Origin of the sequence: Kineosporia babensis (assembly GCF_021129305.1) — a bacterium.
Classification (GTDB): Bacteria; Actinomycetota; Actinomycetes; order Actinomycetales; family Kineosporiaceae; genus Kineosporia; species Kineosporia babensis.
Genome location: NZ_JAJOMB010000008.1, coordinates 1 through 15,934 on the forward strand (window position 1 = coordinate 1; position 15,934 = coordinate 15,934).

Consider the following 15,934-nt stretch of genomic DNA (forward strand, 5'->3'; position numbering starts at 1 on the left):
GCTGCCAAGCGCAGGGCGGGGCGCGACAGTTCCGGCTCCACGGCAATGACATCGGTCATCGTGGGAGTGTGCCTGATTAAGCGGCCGTTGCCGAGTGGCTGACTAGAACGGAGTCTCCGCCTGAAACGACGGGCCCCGGCACTGCCGCGAGGGAATGCCAATGATTCATATTCGCTACCTGGCAGCGGCTTTCACGTCTGGGCGGAGGTGTCGTCGGCGTAGTGTCCAGGCGCCGGATGGTGTTCATCTGGATGTTGCCCGCGGGGAGATCGTCAGTCTTCTCGGGCCCAACGGCCTCGGAAAGACCACTGCGCTGCAGATTATCACCAAGCTTGCTGCGGCCCCAGCGCGGGACGGCCCAAGTCTGCGGTATCGCACGGCATTGAAAACTCTTGGGAGGTGAAGCTTCAGCTGGGATGGTGAAGCACCGGGCGGCCCGGCGGTGAGGCGGTCGACCGGGGGATGCTTTATGGGGGGGCGAGGGTCGGGATCGGGATCGGTCATGACGGCTCCCGCTGGGCGGCTGCGTCGACAATCATCACGATCAGCATGAGCAGACCCGCGCCCACGGCGGCCGCGGCGACGGCGGTCTCCCCGAAGATCAGGCCGAACCCGAGCCCGAGCACGCCGACCGCGGTCATCCACCAGCCGAGCCGGCCGAAGACCGGAGCCTGGAAGGCCGCGGCGAAGGGCACGAAGTGCAGCCCGACGGCGGTCACCACCCAGGCCGGTTGCAACTCGGCCGCGCCGACGGCGTTCAGCAAGGCGTTCCCGCCGGCCATGCCGACGAGCATGCCGAGGACGCTGAACCCGTAGACCCGGCCCGCGGTAGGACCGGGCGGAGGCAGAACCGGCAGGTGCCGGGAGCGCAGCAGGGAGGCCCAGACGAAGACCACGAGGACGACCGCCCAGGCGACGATCGCGGCCAGCGGCCAGGAGCCCGGCAGGTCACCCCTGTTGACGTGGACGAAGGCGGTCGCACCGGCCGCGCCGATGAGTCCCCCCAGCACCTGGGGGTGCATCGGTTGCGCGATCCCTCGTTGAGGGGCAGCGGGGTGATCCGCCGTGGACGAGGGCATACGGGTTCCTTCCGGGCCTGAGGATTCGTTGTCGTCCATGATGTCCTCCTCGGCCCGGACGGCAGAAGTGGGTGCTCGCACAAGATCCTCATGACGGCTGCCATGCCAGGGTCCTGCTCGACCCTCAGCTCGCGGCCGACGCCCTGCGCGGCGAGCCCAACCCGTTGTCCGAGCGCGAGGCGGTCCGCGCCGCCCGCCGCCGCGGCTGGTTCTGACGTTCGAGAAACCCTCAGGCCCGGCCGAGCAGCTCCGAATGCGGGCTGAGTTCCGGCTGCCAGGTCTGCATCCGGCCCTTGCCCTGGGCCTTCGCCCGGTACATGGCCACGTCGGCCCGGACCAGCAGTTCCGGCAGGCTGATCTGCGCGTCGGAATGCACCAGGCCGATGCTCGCGCCGATCGCGTACTGCCCGGCCGGGCCGCTGGTCAGCGTGGACAGGCCGAGGACGATGCGCTCGGCGATGTGCCCGGCGGTCCGCTCGTCGATGCCCTTCAGCAGCACGGCGAACTCGTCGCCGCCGAGCCGGGCCACCACGTCGTTGTCCCGGACCAGGCTGCGCAGCATCGCGGCCACCCGGACCAGCAGGTCGTCACCGGCCGCGTGGCCGAGGTTGTCGTTCACGTCCTTGAAGTCGTCCAGGTCGATGAACATGACGCTCAGGTCGCCGGTACCGCTGAGCAGGCGGGCCGTGGCCTCGGTGAATCCTTGACGGTTGGCCAGGCCGGTGAGGGGGTCGGTCAGGGCCTGGGTGACGAGTTCGGCGTGGGTCTCGCTGTTGCGGTGGGCCAGGACGACCTGATTGAGGATGCTGCCGGCGGTGGAGACGACGTCGGGCGGTACCCGGCCTGGATGTCCGAGAGCTATGGAGACGTCGGGAATCTCGTCGTAAGCGAGGACTTCCCAGCCACAACCCCCGTCCAGTTCCGAGACTCGATCGATCGACGTCAGGCCGGGCGGTGGCGGGTGCGGGAAACCTGTCGTCCGGTCAAGGTTCAGCCCGTCGGAGGTCCGGATCAAGCGGGCCACGCGCAGGCCAGGCGTGAATGACGCCAGGCTTTCCAGTGCCTGCCAACCCGTTTGGCGGATCCGCTCTCCATCGGTAGCCCCCAGCAACCGGGTGCCGGTTTCTGCGATCAGTCGTTCCCGGCGGGAACTGAACTCGCGGGCGTTGATCGATTCGGCCAACTGCCAGCCGAAGATGCTCAGCGAGACGGTCGTGAAGAACCCCGCGGTCAGCGCGGTGGTGAAAATGTCGGGATTGGGCTGCGCCTGCACATTCCACCAGAGGACGGGTCCGGCCGAGTAGGCGAACAGGAACAGCAGGGCGCGTAGCAGGTTTCGCGCACCACTGCTGTAAAGACAGCGGTACCAGATGGTCTGGAAGCCGATGCCGAAGCCGACCAGCGGGATCGCCGAGATCATCAGGACCAGGGTGAAGCAGAGCGCGTCGAGCACGTCCATGGCCACCGGCACCCGGCCTGTCCTTCGGCCGATCAGCAGCGACGCGGTCAGGACGGCCAAGAGCACGATCATCAGAGGGCGCGGTTCGGCCCGGGCGATCAGCGGCGGCGCGCAGGTGAGCACGGTGGAGAGCACGACGGCCAGACCGATCCAGCGCACGCGGGCCTCGGCCTCGTCGCGCGGCGGGATTCTCCACCACGAACGGTCCGCTTCGCGAACGTCGTCCACCAAAGCCCCATTTCCGCGCCACCGGCTGACGCAGACTACTCACCACCTCATGCTGTGTCTCGACCGGACCGACGCCCGACTTGATCGGTCAAGGCTCAGGACTCGCTGCCCACCGGCAGGCCCTCGGCCAGAAGAGAGCGGTACAGGGCCAGGTGCGAGGCCGCAGCGTCGTCCCAGGAGTGCGCACGGGCCAGCGCCAGGCCACGGGCAGTCCGCGCCGGATCGACGGCACCCGACAGGTCGGCCAGGAGGCCAGCGGCCAAGGACGCGGCATCGGTCGCGTAGCGCACCGAGTCCGAGAAGACCTCACGCAGGACCGGAAGATCGCGAACCACCACCGGACGACTTGCAGCCAGAGCTTCCATTGCGGCCAGGCCGAAGCCCTCGGCGGTGCTGGGGAAGGCGAAGGCTGTGCAGGATGCGACCAGGCCGGGAAGCTCGTCGTCGGGAACCGGGCCGAGCATACTCAGGCGCACTCCCAGCGACGAGACCAAGGCGTCCACCGAAGCCCGGTAGTCGCGGTAGTCGAAGAGAGTCTCACCACCGGCGATGACCAGTTGCACGTCTGGACGCACGGCCTGGACCTGCGCCATCGCAGCCACCAGGTCGAGAGTGCCCTTCCGGGGCTCGATGCCACCGACGGCCAGCACGAAGTCACCGCGCCCCGAATCCGGAACAGCTGAGGAAAAGCGTTCGGAATCAACCCCGTTCGGAATCACGGTAGCGCTCAGGCCCCAGCCGTCCAAGAGCTCAGAAGCAACGGACGAGGACACGCAGACTCGCGCGGTCGGCTCCAGCAGAGCGCGCTCATGGCAGGCAGCCAGTTCCGGGGTGGTGAAGTGGTCCAGGTGATGCACCGTGCGGATCTTGCCCGGGACCGCGTTGGCGGTAATGCAGTCCTGGGCATGGATCACGTCGTACGAACCATGGAAAGCATTGCCGAGAGTGCTGATTGAACGAAGGACGCGTTCGCCGACCGTTTCGTTCTCGTCCGGTGGGAACGGGACGGCCTGCACGGTGACGCGTGGATCGACCGGGCGGAAGAAGGCTTGGTCGCCGCCGCGGGCCAGGGTCCAGACGGTGACGTCCTCGCCCGCGCGAGCCAGCGCCTCGGCGAGGGCAAGGGTGTGGACGACGCCGCCGCGCGGCTTGGTGGAGTAGGTGAGAAGGCTGATCCGCACCCGCTCAGCATGCCTGAGAGATTGCGGTCATGCAGAAGTGTTCCGGACGAAACACTTCGGTAATCACGGCTCACTTCACTAATGAGGCATGAAGGCAAAGGACGACCTCTCGGGTCACCTGCTCGCCGGCGGCCTCGATGGCCGGCATCTGCCCGTCGCCGTGATCGGCGGCGGCCAGGCCGGCCTCGCCGCCAGCTACTGCCTCTCGGCCGCCCGGGTCGAGCACATCGTCCTCGAGCGCCGGAGCATCGGTCACGAGTGGCGGGAAAAGCGCTGGGACAGCTTCAGTCTGGTCACCCCGAACTACCAGTGCCTGCTGCCCGGGCACGAGTACGCCGGCCCGGCGCCGGACGGGTTCATGGTGCGCGACGAGATCGTCGACTACCTGCGGGACTACGTGCGCAAGTTCGACCCGCCGATTCTGGAGGGCGTGGAAGTCACGCTCCTGCGGCACGACGGCCAGCGGTTCGAGCTGCAGACCAGCCGCGGAACGCTCTACGCGGACCAGGTGGTCGTCGCCACCGGCGCCTACCAGTTGCCCAGGATCCCGCGGATCGCCGAACGGCTGCCCGGCAGCGTGTTCCAGCTGCACTCCGGCGACTACAAGAACCCCCAGCAACTGCCCGAGGGCGAGACGCTGGTCGTCGGCACCGGGCAGTCGGGCTGCCAGATCGCCGAGGACCTGCATCTGGCCGGGCGCAAGGTGCACCTGGCCACCGGTACCGCCCCGCGCGTGGCCCGGTTCTACCGCGGCCGGGACTGCATGACCTGGCTCGACGAGATCGGGCACTACACCAAGGGAATCACCGAGTTCGCCGACCAGGACGGCACCCGGCACAAGGTCAATCACTACGTGACCGGCCGTGACGGCGGCCGGGACATCGACCTGAGAGCGTTCGCCCGGGAGGGGATGCAGCTCTACGGCCGGCTCAGCACCATCGAGGGCAGCACGGTCAGCTTCCAGGACGATCTGAAGCGCAATCTCGACGGTGCCGACGCGGTGGCCGAGGGCATCAAGAACCTGATCGACGCCTACATTGCCGAAAAGGGCCTGAACCAACCCGAAGAGCCACGCTACACACCGGTGTGGGAGCCCGGCCCCGACGTCCCTGATCGGATCAACCTCTACACCTGCAACATCAGTTCGGTGATCTGGTGCACCGGGTTCAGCGCCGACTACCGCTGGATCGACCTCCCGGTCTTCAACGGCCACGGTTACCCGACCCACACCCGAGGCGTGACCAGCCTGCCCGGGCTCTACGTGCTCGGTCTGCCCTGGCTGTGGACCTGGGGTTCGGGGCGTTTCCGGGGAATCGGGGACGACGCCCGGCACCTCACCGAGCAGATCCTGCGCAACGCCCAACTCCAGAAGCGGGTGGCATGAAGCACTGCGACGCTCACCGGCATCTCGGCGTGCTGCCCGCCTATCCGTTCTACGGCGGCCCGCCGATCCAGGCCGACATCACCGCGCGCGGCACGATCAAGGAGTTGCTGCGCGACCTGGACGAGGAGAAGACCGAACGGGCGCTGGTGATTCCGAACTACGGTGTGCCGCAGGCCGATCTGGCCTTCAGCTTCAACGAGCTGGTGGTCGAGGCCGCGCAGACCGACGAGCGGATCCGGGCCGGCCTCTGGGTCTCGGCCAAGCCACAGGACACCGACCTCACCGCGAAAGCACTGCAGCTGGCCGGCGAAGACGGGGTCAAGGCCCTGAAACTGAGCTTCCTGCTGGGCGGCCAGGTCGACCAGGAAGACGTCCGGCCCGGCCTCGAGAAGATCTTCGCCACCGCCCGGACCCACAACCTGGTCGTCCACGTGCACACCAGCCCGGGCGGCGCCAGCGACATCGACGAGATCGGCAAGCTGGTCGAACGTTACGCCGACGACGTCAAGCTGCACCTGGTGCACTTCGGCGGCGGGATGAGCGGCCACATAAAGCTGATCGGCGGCCGCTTCTTCGACTGGATCGAGCAGGGCAAGCAGGTGTACACCGACCTGTCCTGGGCGATCGGCTTCGCCCCGCGCTGGCTGGCGCAGGAGATCGACCGGCGCGGCCTCGGCCACGACCGGGTGCTGTTCGCCAGCGACCAACCCTGGGGCGACTTCACCGGCGAATACGCCCGCCTCACCTCATCCTTCGTGGACGGCGAACTGGCCGGCCGCGCGCTGCACGGAACGTTCGAGTATCTCTACAACTGAAAGGTCCCGACCAATGACCGAACTGACCGAACTCGAGACCAAGTCCCTCGAGGAGATCCCGCACCCCTCGCTGCCCGAGGGCTCCAGCATCTACGGCGCCACCAAGGTCTTCCCCGACTACAAGGCCGAGAACGGCGAGACCTACTTCACCCTGGTCCACGGCATCGCGCACGAGTCCTCGGTGAGCTTCGTGGCGATCCTGCAGGCCACCCGCGCCCTGCGGAAGGGCTTTGAGTCGGCGATCTACTTCTACGGCCCGGGCTCACTGAACGCCCTTGCCACTCGCGGTTTCCCGACCACCGGCAACAGCGCCTTCCCGGGTGAGCACAACATCAACGATTCGCTGAAGACCTTCATCAAGGAGGGCGGCAAGGTCTACTGCTGCCGCTTCGGCCTCTCGCTGCACGGGGCCCGGGAGGAAGACCTGATCGAGGGCGTCATCCCGACCCACCCGCTGGACGTGCAGGACGCAGTGATCCACTACGCCCGCAAGGGTGCCATCATCAACTCGACCTACATGATCTGAGGTCTGCTTCATGGACACCGTCACGAGAGTGAACCTCGCGGTGCACGGGGTGCGCGTGGACGCCCCGGTCCGGCGCAGCAAGGGCGCCGGGCCGAGCGACGACGGGCACCTGGTTCTCGACGGCGAGAACGCGGCCCTGCCGATCGTGGCCGACAGCCCTTACGTGATTCGTCAGGGCCGGGTCTACGAGGGCCGGATCGATCTCGGCTTGTCGGTGAACACCGTGCAGCGGCCCCAGTTCTACGATCTCAAGACGGCCGACGGTGTCCCCTACGAGAAGATCGCCCTGCTGCACGGTAAGGACGTGCTGGCCACCACGGTGGTGCAGACCTGCATCCGCTACGAGGAGTCGCAGCGCTGCCGGTTCTGCGCGATCGAGGAATCGCTGAAGCAGGGCAGCACGATCGCCGCGAAGACGCCCGCCCAGCTGGCCGAGGTGGCCGAGGCCGCGGTCCGGCTGGACGGCGTGCGGCAGATGGTGATGACGACCGGCACCACCACCGGCCCGGACCGGGGCGCCCGCAATCTGGTGCGTTCGGTCCGGGCGGTGCGCCAGGCGGTCCCCGGCCTGCCGATCCAGGTGCAGATCGAGCCGCCGAAAACCCTTTCGGTGATCCAGGACCTGAAGGACGCGGGCGCCGAGGCGATCGGCATCCACGTCGAGAGCATGGACGACGAACTGCGCCGGAAGTGGATGCCCGGCAAGGGCAGCGTGCCGATGGCCGAGTACGAGGCCGCCTGGGACGAGGCCGTGCGGGTGTTCGGCCGCAACAAGGTGTCCACCTACCTGCTGATCGGGCTCGGCGAGAGCCCGGACGAGCTGGTCGCCGGGGCCAAGACCCTGATCGATCGCGGTGTCTACCCGTTCGTCGTCCCGATGCGCCCGATGCTGGGCACTCTCGCCCGCGCGGACGGCGCGACCCAGCCGTCCGCGTCCGTTGTTGCCGACGTAACCACACGCGTAGGTGCGCTTTTGCGGGAGGCCGGAATGCTGGGCGAGGAACAGGGCGCCGGTTGTGCGGCCTGCGGTGCCTGCAGCGCGCTGAAGGCGGCCGGCGGATGAACGGTGAACTCGGAGAAGTGCTCCTGCGCGACGTCGTCAGGCCGCGGCAGGGGCAGGGGCAGCGCTTCATCATCGAAGACGCGGATCAGCAGGCGCTTCGGGAGTACCACCAGCTCCGGCAGGAACAGTTCGTCGAGGAGCAGAACCTTTTCGCCGGTAGCGATCTGGACGACATCGATCAGGACCGACGGACGATCGTGCTGGTTGCGCGGGCCGGCGACGGTTCGGTGCTGGGCGGGGTTCGGCTCGGCCCGGTCGGCGCCGGTGAGGATATCGGGTGGTGGCAGGGCGGGCGCCTGGTCAGCCGAGGTGGCCTCGGAGTCGGTGCGGCCCTGGTCCGCGCTGCCTGTGCCCGGGCAGAGAGTGCGGGCGTGCTCCGGTTCGACGCCGTGGTTCAGCCCCGTTATCGCTCGTTCTTCACCAAGCTCGGCTGGGATCACGTCCGGCCCACCGAGTTGGCCGGCGTCAGGCACGAGTTGATGCGGTGGCCGATTCACCGGATCGAGGCGCTGACCACCGCCACCAAGCGCGATCTCGGTTCGCTGCTGTCAGGCTTCGCTCATGGCGGTGCGGGTTTCGTCGGCGACGACGGTGCTCCGGTGCCGGACAGCGACCTGGTTGCCGCCTGCGACGCGATTCTGCCGTCCATGGTGGAGCGGGATCCGGACTGGGCCGGCTGGTGCTCGGTACTGGTCAACCTGAACGACCTGGCCGCGATGGGTGCCTCGCCGGTGGCCCTGCTGGATTCCGTCGGTGCCCGGGACAAGTCCTTCGCAGCAAGGATTCTCGGCGGCCTTCGGCGGGCCAGCCAAGCGTACGGCGTGCCGGTGATCGGTGGGCACACCCAGCTCGGCGTGCCCGCCTCGCTGAGCGTCACCGCGCTGGGCCGGACTCCGCAGCCGGTGCCCGGCGGTGGTGGCCGGCCCGGCCAGCGGATCCGGCTCACCGCAGACATCGAAGGCTCTTGGCGGTCCGGATATACCGGGCGGCAGTGGGATTCGACCAGCCGCCGCAGCACCTCCGAACTCCAGGCGATGCTTGGCTTCGTCGGCAAGAGCCAACCGCAGGCGGCCAAGGACGTGTCGATGGCCGGTATCGCGGGCACGCTGGGCATGCTGGCCGAGGCCAGTGGGTGCGGCGCGGTGCTGGATGTGGCCGATGTACCGCGCCCAAGCGAGGCGAGTGCGGGTGACTGGCTGACCTGTTTCCCGGGATTCGCCATGCTCACGGCCGCCGCGCCGGATGCCGGTGAACCCTGGGCCGGACCGGCCGTGTCCGCCGCCTGCGGTGAGCTGGTCGTGGGTGAGGGAGTGCAGTTGCGTTGGCCGGACGGGGAAGTCACCCCGGCCGTGTCCGGAGCCGTGACCGGTCTGGGTCCGGCCGGGACGTTGAGGAGGCAGGCATGAGCGCCATCACGCTGGGGGTCGTCTCGGCGCCGTTCGACCGCGATCTGGAGGCGGACTTCGCCCGGATCGCCACGCTGATCCAGCAGGCTCGCGAGCTCGGGGTGAACCTGCTGGCCCTGCCGGAGGCCACGCTCGGCGGTTACCTGAGCGATCTGCGCGGCAGCGCGCCTCCCCCGCCGGCCTTCCGCCAGGACGGCCCGGAGATCGCGCGCCTGGCCGAACTGGCCGCCGACATGGTGGTCTGCGCCGGATACTGCGAACTGGCCGACGACGGTTCGCTCTACAACAGCGTGGTCTGTGTGCACGACGGCCGGGTGCTCGGCAATCACCGCAAGGTGCATCAGCCGCTGCGCGAGGACGCGCACTACACCGCGGGCGAGAGCTTCACCGCGTTCGACACCCCGGTCGGCCGGATCGGCATGATGATCTGCTACGACAAGGCTTTTCCGGAGTCCGCGCGGTCGCTGGCCCTGGACGGCGCGCAGATCGTGGTGTGCGTGTCGGCCTGGCCCGGGAGCCGGACCAACGCCCCCGAGAACATCGAGGACGACCGCTGGAAGCACCGTTTCGACCTCTTCGACGCGGCCCGGGCCCTGGAGAACCAGATCGTCTGGCTCTCGGCCAACCAGAGCGGGCATTTCGGCTCGCTGCGCTTCGTGGCCAGCGCCAAGATCGTCGGCCCGGGTGGGGACGTTCTGGCCGGCACCGGGGTCGGTGAGGGGCTCGCGGTGGCGAAGGTGGATGTGGAAGAGACGCTGACCGCGGCACGGCGGGCGATGGGGCACCTGCGGGATCGCCGCCCGGCCGCCTATCTGGTCGGCGCCGAGGGCTGAGCGATGGAACGGGGGATCACGATCGCGGCCGTGGCAGCCAGCTTCGGCCGCGACCTGGATTTCGACCTGGCGCGCATCCAGACCCTGATCGAGCAGGCGCGCAAGGCCGGGGCCGGGTTGCTGGTCCTGCCCGACGCCGCGCTCGGGGGCTACCTGCCGGATCTGCGCAATCCCTCGCCGGAGGCGCTGCCGCCCGCGTTGGAGCCGGATCACGAGCTGATCGGGAAGGTGGCGGCCGCGGCGGCCGAGATGGTGGTCTGCGTGGGCTACTGCGAACTCGGCGAGGACGGCGTGAGCCGGTACAACAGCGCGGTCTGCGTGAGCGGCGACGGTGTGCTCGGGCGTCATCGCAAGGTGCACCTGCCGCGGGGTGAGGAGCAGGCGTACTCCCCCGGCAACGCGTTCCGCGCCTTCGACACCCCGGTCGGCCGGATCGGCATGCTGATCGACTACGACAAGACGTTTCCCGAGTCCGCCCGGTCGCTGGCCCTGGACGGAGCGGGCGTGCTGGCCTGCTTGTCCGCCTGGCCCACGAACATCAGCAACCGGGCGCCGCGGATGAGCCAGGACCGCCAGTCCCGGCTGTTCGACCTCTACGACCGCTCCCGGGCGGCCGAGAACCAGGTGGTACTGGCCTCGGCGAACCAGACCGGCGCGCTGGGCGGGATGCGTTTCCTCGGGCAGGCCAAGGTGGTCGGCCCGGGCGGCGACATCCTGGCCCGGACCTGGGCCAAGGCGGGCCTGGCGGTGGCCGAGGTGTTCGTCGAGGCGGAGATCGCCCAGGCCCGGCGCGTGCTCGACCACCTTTCCGAACGGCGTCCCGACACCTACCTCCGATGACCAGGAGTCAGCCATGCCCGAGATGTACTTCCGCGTGACCTGGCCGGACGGCACCGCTCAGCGTTGCTATTCGCCGAGCCTGGTGATCCAGGACTATCTGACACCGGGCGAGAGCTACCCGGTGGCCGAATTCGTCCGGTTGAGTGACGAGGCCCTGACCATCGCTTCCGACCGGGTGCGGGAGAAGTACGGTTTCGCCTGCACCAGCGCGGCGGCCATGCGCGACGAGATCTGGGCCCGGGCCAAGGCCTACGAATCGGGCCAGGTCCGGGTGGAGGGCTTCGAGCGGACGTAAGCCCACGGTCGTACGTCCGGCCCGGGAAGAACCGCCTGTGGTCTGACGATCTTCGCCTCGCCCTTCACCAGGATGGTGCCACCACCGAGTGAGAGGTACGAAGCGATGAAGAAGATCAGCACCGTCTCCGCCCTGGTCCTGGGCAGCAGCCTGGTCGGCGCCGTCCTGCTGGCCCCCACGGCCCAGGCCGCCGACCTGAGCACCGACCGGACTCTGAGCGCGGCCGCGCTGCCTCAGGTGGGCTCGCAGACCGCCTACGTGCAGCGCGAGGAGACGGTCACGGTCTACCGCAACGGCAAGGTGCAGGCCAGGGTGACCGCCGAGTCGGCCGCGCACCCCCGGGGCCAGGGCAAGCTCGTGCTCACCGTGGAGGCCAAGAAGGCGATCTCGTTCAAGGCCGGCCAGTTCATCTGGGAGGACGAGGGCGGCGGCGACAACGAGGCGAGCAACCCCAAGCGCAAGATCAGCGTCCCGGCCGGCACCACCAAGAAGGTCACGATCAAGTACGACGGGGTGGAGGACGGCCACGTGATCTGGGCCAAGGGCTCGGACACGGTGGTCGGCGCCTGGACCGTCGAGGGCCGCCAGGTGGAGGGCCAGTCCAAGCTGCTGCCAGCCAGCTACGTGCAGCGCGGCAGCACGGTCACCGTGTACAAGGGTGGCGTGGTCACCGCCAAGGTCACTCCGAGCAGCGCGAGCTACGCCGACGGCCAGGGCGTGCTGAAGGTCAAGGTCGAGGCCAAGAAGAAGACCACGATCAACCCCTCGTCGTTCGTCTGGGAAGGCCCGGGCGGCGCCGACAACGAGGCCGTGCCCGGTCAGAAGAAGGTGACGGTGAAGGCGAAGAGCACCAGGACGATCACGGTCAAGTTCGAGGACGTGGCCGACGGCGCGGTGTTCTGGGCGCCTCGCGCCGATGTCGTGGCCGGTGCCTGGACGATCGACTGACGAGGTGAGCCGGGCAGACTGCTGAGTCTGCCCGGCTTTCGGGCCCACTACCCTTTCCCGGTGGCTCGTCTCATCCTGCTCAACGGCGCCCCCGGCAGCGGCAAGTCCACCCTGGCCAAGGCTTTCACCGCTGATCGGCCGCTGTCGCTGGCGCTGGACATCGATTCGGTGCGGGGGATGCTCGGCGGCTGGCTGGATCATCCGACCGAGTCCGGCCTGGCTGCTCGCGAACTTGCGCTGGCCATGGCCGGGGTTCACCTGCGCAGCGGGCGCGTCGTCGTGGTGCCGCAGTTCCTCGGCCGGCTGGATTTCGTGCTGCGGCTGGAAGCCCTGGCCTTGGAGGTGGGCGTGCCGTTCATCGAGGTTGCTCTGATCTCCGATGTGGAAGAGGCAGTTTCGCGATTTCTGAGCCGGGCGGACGCGCCCGAGACCCAGGAGCACCGGGATGCCGCGGCCCTCCAGGAGCGCTCCGGTGGGGTTGATCAATTGCGGACGATGTACGCGCGGCTTCTGGAGGTGGTTGCGGCCCGGCCGGCCACCCGCACCGTACTCACCGTGCCCGGCGAGATCGACGTGACCTACGGGCGCCTGCTGGCAGCGATCGGCTGAGCACCGGCGTCCAGGTCGATCCTCCGGGCCTGCAAACGCTGCCTTTTTGCCTCGTACAGAACCACACTCGCCGCATTGGCGGCATTGAGCGAACTCGCCGAGCCGGTCATCGGGATCCGCACCATCCGATCCGCCGCATCCCGCCAGGCCGCGCTCAGGCCCGCTGTCTCGTTGCCGATCAGCAGCAACGTGGGCTTGGTCAGATCGACGTCGAACACATCCGCGTCCCCGTGCTCGTCCGTTCCGATCAACTGGACCGGCGCGCTCTGCATCCAGGCCAGGACCTCGCCCGCCGAAGGCACCCGCACCGTGGGAACGGCGAACAACGAGCCGGTGCTGGCCCGCACCGCCGCCGGGTCGTACGGATCGGCCGCGTGCCCGGCCACCACCACCCCACCGGCCCCGAAGGCGTCGGCCGAGCGGATCACCGAGCCGAGATTGCCCGGGCTGGTCGGGCGGTCGAACACCACCCCGAGAAAATCCGCTGCGACCTCGATCCGGCTCAGCTCGTCAGCGGGCATCGACAGCACCACCACCAGCTCCGCCGTCTTCTCCCCCAGCTCGGCAATCAGCTCACTGCTCAGCGCGAACCGTTCTCCCCCGGCCCTTTCCAGAACCTGCCGGGCCCACTGCGAGAGCCTGCGCTCACCGTCGAACAGCACCGCCTCGACCGGCCAGCCCTGCTCCAGCGCCACCGTGATCGGCCGCACGCCGTGCACCGGGAACGCCCGTAACCGCTGCCGCTTGTTCCGGTTGCTCAGCAGCGCCTGCCACTGCTGGAAGCGGGCGTTACGCGAGGCGATCTTCGGTGATCCCGGCGACATCCCGTCACTCTATGCGAACCCGACCGGATCGGATGGTGAGCAGCAGCGCCGGCCGGCCACGACGTCCTTAATTCAAACAGCACAGGGGGCCCGTGACGATCACGGGCCCCCTGCCGAGCCGACCTACTTGAACAGCTTCGAAGCCTTGCCGAGCTTCATGAAGACGGTCTCGCCGGTGGAGTCGTCCAGCGCGTCGTTGTCGGTGGAGATGTAGACCTGGCCGTCGCCGCCGACGGTCATGCCCTCGAGCTTCTCCTGGGTCCAGCCGTTGGTGGACTGCAGGGCGGGCAGCACGTCAACGGCGAGCTTCTTCGGCAGGACCGGCAGAGCGCCGGCCTTCGGATCCCTCTTCGGCAACTCGACCGTGTAGATCCGCTTGATCTTGGCGTTCGGGCCGTTCAGCTTGTCGCGCTCGATCACCGCCAGCCGGTTCGGGCCGACGTAGGTGACCTCGGACAGGCCGATCCAGTCGCCGTCGGTCGTGGTGCTCTCCAGCTGGTAGCCGAACCACGTCCACTTGCCGGTCTTGACGTCGTAGCGGCCGATCCGGGCCACGCCCTTGGGATCGGTGGAGACCTCACGCTGCACAACGACGTACACGTGCTCGCCGTTCTTGTCGGTGCTGGCCGTAACTCCCTCGAAGCCCTGTGATTTCAGGCCGGCAGCCACGTCGGCCGGGAGGGCGACCGTCTTCTGGACGACGCCCTTGCGGTCTACCTGGACGAGCTTGTTCTCCGGCCCAGTGGCGCCTTCGACCGCCAGCCAGTAACCGCCCTGGGGACGGGCGTAGATGCCTTCGGCGTCCAGGCCGACCGCCTTGCCGTCGGCGTCGCGGACCTCGAGGCGCTTCTTGATCACGGCCGGGGTCCGGCTGGTGTCGATGGTGAGGATGCCGGTCGGGCTGTAGGCCGCGTCGGTCACGCTGACCAGCTCGTGCTTCTTGCCCGGGACGGCGGACAGGGCGCCGAGGGTGCCCCAGCCAATGTCCTTCTTGGACTCGATCTGCGGGAAGGCGGGCGCCTGCTTGCCGATCTTGAACAGGGTCACGGCGGAGCGCACGCCGTTGTCGGCCTCGTCGGTCTCGCTGGAGACGGCCAGCAGGCCGCGCGAGGGGATCGGCAGGATGCCTTCCGGACCGTTCGTGGTGGGCAGCACCTGGACGAACTTGGGCTTCTTGGGCTTGTCCACGTCGTAGACGGCGACGAAGTTGCTGCGCTCGGAGCCGACGAAAGCGTACTTGGTGCCGTTGAACTCGGCGGTGGCCAGACCCTCGGGCTCGACACCCTTGTTGTCGGCACGGCTCTCGGAGTGCAGGCCGACCTTGATCGCCAGCTTCTCCAGTTCGTTGCCGGAGTCGTAACTGATCTTGCCGGTCCTGGAGTCGAACACCGTCCAGCCCCGGGTGCCGCCCTTCCAGTCGCCCTCGTTGGCGGTGGCCAGGTAGCGGTCGTCCAGCCAGGAGACGGCGTCGGGCTCGCGCGGCAGGTCGACGATGCTGCCGGTCTGGTCGATCTGGCCGTCGTCTTCCACGTCGATGCCCTTGACCGTGGCCTGGCCCGCGCTGAAGACCTTGGTGATCTTCTTGCTCGCGGCGTCGATCAGCACGATCCCGTTGTTCTCCTGCAGCGTGACGGCCAGGTTGCCGCTCTCGCTGAACGAGACGTACTCGGGCTCGGGGTCGACCGGGGTGTCGATGCCCGCGGCCACCATGGACTTCAGCGCCGAGCCGTCCTGGTTCACCAGGTCGACGCGGTGCGCGCTCCAGGTGGCCGGGTCGGATGCCTTCTTCAGGTCCAGGATCTGCACGAAACCGGCCGGAAGCTGCGGCAGATCGCCCTCCTCGCCGCCCGCCGGGGTGGCTTCCTCGTCGCGCTCGTTCTCGATCGCGATGGCCACGTGCCGGCGCTTCTGGTCCACGGCGATCGAGTCGGGCTGACCGCCCAGGTCGATACTGCGCACCCGCTTGCGGTCGGCCAACCGGATCACGTCGACCCGGCCGGAGGGCTCGGTGTAGCTCTTGCTGGTGTTCACCACGACGAGGACGTGGTCGCCGACCACGGTGACCGAGGTGGGCTCGTCCTCGGAGTCGCCGAGTTCCTTCAGCGAGAGCGTGCCCAGCCCCTTGACCTGGTCGGGGTCGGAGATGTCGAGGAACCCGATGCGCTTGCCGGCCGCGTCGGTGTAGATCATGGTCTTGCCGTCCTGGGTGACGGTGGAGATCTCGGCCACCGTCTCGTCCGCGACTGCGTCGCCCGCCGGGCGGTTCTGGTAGACGGGGTACGTGTCGGTCCGGTTGAAGAACTGCTGCTTGGTGCCGGCGCTGGCGGACTGGGCAGACGCGGCGACGAATGCCGTGCCGGCCAAGGCGGTGATGGTGAGGGCAGCTGCGGCGCGCACCCCGGTCTGCTTCTTTGCCACGTTGTTCCTCCTGGTCGTCCCGGTCG

General features: G+C 68.5%; 17 protein-coding genes. 12 read left to right on the forward strand and 5 right to left on the reverse strand.

What is annotated here, in order from left to right:
* The first annotated feature begins 160 nt into the window (after positions 1–160).
* Positions 161–403, forward strand: a complete 243-nt coding sequence (locus LR394_RS41675) for an ATP-binding cassette domain-containing protein (protein WP_269329285.1) — start codon at positions 161–163, stop codon at positions 401–403.
* A 97-nt stretch (positions 404–500) separates the two neighbouring features.
* Here the strand turns inward: LR394_RS41675 and LR394_RS16245 are convergent, their stop codons facing one another.
* Positions 501–1,118, reverse strand: a complete 618-nt coding sequence (locus tag LR394_RS16245; RefSeq protein ID WP_231442699.1) for a hypothetical protein — start codon at positions 1,116–1,118, stop codon at positions 501–503.
* A gap of 32 nt (positions 1,119–1,150) precedes the next feature.
* On the opposite strand from LR394_RS16245, the gene LR394_RS16250 reads away from it, so the two are divergent.
* Positions 1,151–1,294 carry a hypothetical protein gene (locus tag LR394_RS16250; protein WP_231442701.1) on the forward strand — a complete coding sequence of 48 codons (144 nt, stop codon included), beginning with the start codon at positions 1,151–1,153 and terminating at the stop codon, positions 1,292–1,294.
* Positions 1,295–1,308: 14 nt separating this feature from the next.
* On the opposite strand, the gene LR394_RS16255 is transcribed toward LR394_RS16250, so the two are convergent.
* The gene (locus LR394_RS16255; protein WP_231442703.1) at positions 1,309–2,766 is read right to left on the reverse strand and encodes a GGDEF domain-containing protein; all 1,458 of its coding nucleotides are present in this window, start codon (positions 2,764–2,766) and stop codon (positions 1,309–1,311) included.
* A 95-nt stretch (positions 2,767–2,861) separates the two neighbouring features.
* On the reverse strand, positions 2,862–3,947 hold the full coding sequence (locus tag LR394_RS16260; RefSeq protein WP_231442705.1) for an MSMEG_0565 family glycosyltransferase: 1,086 nt from the start codon (positions 3,945–3,947) through the stop codon (positions 2,862–2,864).
* A gap of 88 nt (positions 3,948–4,035) precedes the next feature.
* On the opposite strand from LR394_RS16260, the gene LR394_RS16265 reads away from it, so the two are divergent.
* From LR394_RS16265 to LR394_RS16310, 10 genes are all read left to right on the forward strand, one after another.
* On the forward strand, positions 4,036–5,331 hold the full coding sequence (locus LR394_RS16265) for an MSMEG_0569 family flavin-dependent oxidoreductase (RefSeq protein WP_231442708.1): 1,296 nt from the start codon (positions 4,036–4,038) through the stop codon (positions 5,329–5,331).
* The gene (locus LR394_RS16270; RefSeq protein ID WP_231442709.1) at positions 5,328–6,146 is read left to right on the forward strand and encodes an amidohydrolase family protein; all 819 of its coding nucleotides are present in this window, start codon (positions 5,328–5,330) and stop codon (positions 6,144–6,146) included. The genes LR394_RS16265 and LR394_RS16270 overlap by 4 nt, the downstream gene beginning before the upstream one ends.
* A 13-nt stretch (positions 6,147–6,159) precedes the next feature.
* Positions 6,160–6,672 (forward strand): MSMEG_0572/Sll0783 family nitrogen starvation response protein, encoded by a 513-nt coding sequence (locus LR394_RS16275; RefSeq protein WP_231442712.1) that lies wholly within the window; start codon positions 6,160–6,162, stop codon positions 6,670–6,672.
* 10 nt (positions 6,673–6,682) lie between these two features.
* On the forward strand, positions 6,683–7,735 hold the full coding sequence (locus LR394_RS16280) for an MSMEG_0568 family radical SAM protein (RefSeq protein ID WP_231442714.1): 1,053 nt from the start codon (positions 6,683–6,685) through the stop codon (positions 7,733–7,735).
* Positions 7,732–9,141 carry an MSMEG_0567/sll0787 family protein gene (locus tag LR394_RS16285; RefSeq protein WP_231442716.1) on the forward strand — a complete coding sequence of 470 codons (1,410 nt, stop codon included), beginning with the start codon at positions 7,732–7,734 and terminating at the stop codon, positions 9,139–9,141. The genes LR394_RS16280 and LR394_RS16285 overlap by 4 nt, the downstream gene beginning before the upstream one ends.
* Positions 9,138–9,974, forward strand: coding sequence for a carbon-nitrogen hydrolase family protein (locus LR394_RS16290; RefSeq protein ID WP_231442718.1), 837 nt, complete (start codon positions 9,138–9,140; stop codon positions 9,972–9,974). The genes LR394_RS16285 and LR394_RS16290 overlap by 4 nt, the downstream gene beginning before the upstream one ends.
* A gap of 3 nt (positions 9,975–9,977) precedes the next feature.
* A complete protein-coding gene (locus tag LR394_RS16295; RefSeq protein WP_231442721.1) occupies positions 9,978–10,814 on the forward strand; it encodes a carbon-nitrogen hydrolase family protein in 837 nt (278 codons plus the stop codon).
* Positions 10,815–10,827: 13 nt separating this feature from the next.
* Positions 10,828–11,109, forward strand: a complete 282-nt coding sequence (locus LR394_RS16300) for an MSMEG_0570 family nitrogen starvation response protein (RefSeq protein ID WP_231442723.1) — start codon at positions 10,828–10,830, stop codon at positions 11,107–11,109.
* Between the two features lie 105 nt (positions 11,110–11,214).
* A complete protein-coding gene (locus LR394_RS16305) occupies positions 11,215–12,057 on the forward strand; it encodes a hypothetical protein (protein WP_231442725.1) in 843 nt (280 codons plus the stop codon).
* A gap of 60 nt (positions 12,058–12,117) precedes the next feature.
* A complete protein-coding gene (locus LR394_RS16310; RefSeq protein WP_231442727.1) occupies positions 12,118–12,666 on the forward strand; it encodes an AAA family ATPase in 549 nt (182 codons plus the stop codon).
* Here LR394_RS16310 and LR394_RS16315 read toward each other — a convergent pair.
* Complete coding sequence (locus LR394_RS16315; RefSeq protein ID WP_231442728.1) at positions 12,636–13,490, reverse strand: TrmH family RNA methyltransferase; 855 nt, start codon at positions 13,488–13,490, stop codon at positions 12,636–12,638. The two genes, LR394_RS16310 and LR394_RS16315, sit on opposite strands and share 31 nt — an antisense overlap.
* Before the next feature lie 123 nt (positions 13,491–13,613).
* Positions 13,614–15,908, reverse strand: a complete 2,295-nt coding sequence (locus LR394_RS16320; protein ID WP_231442730.1) for an esterase-like activity of phytase family protein — start codon at positions 15,906–15,908, stop codon at positions 13,614–13,616.
* Positions 15,909–15,934 lie beyond the last annotated feature (26 nt).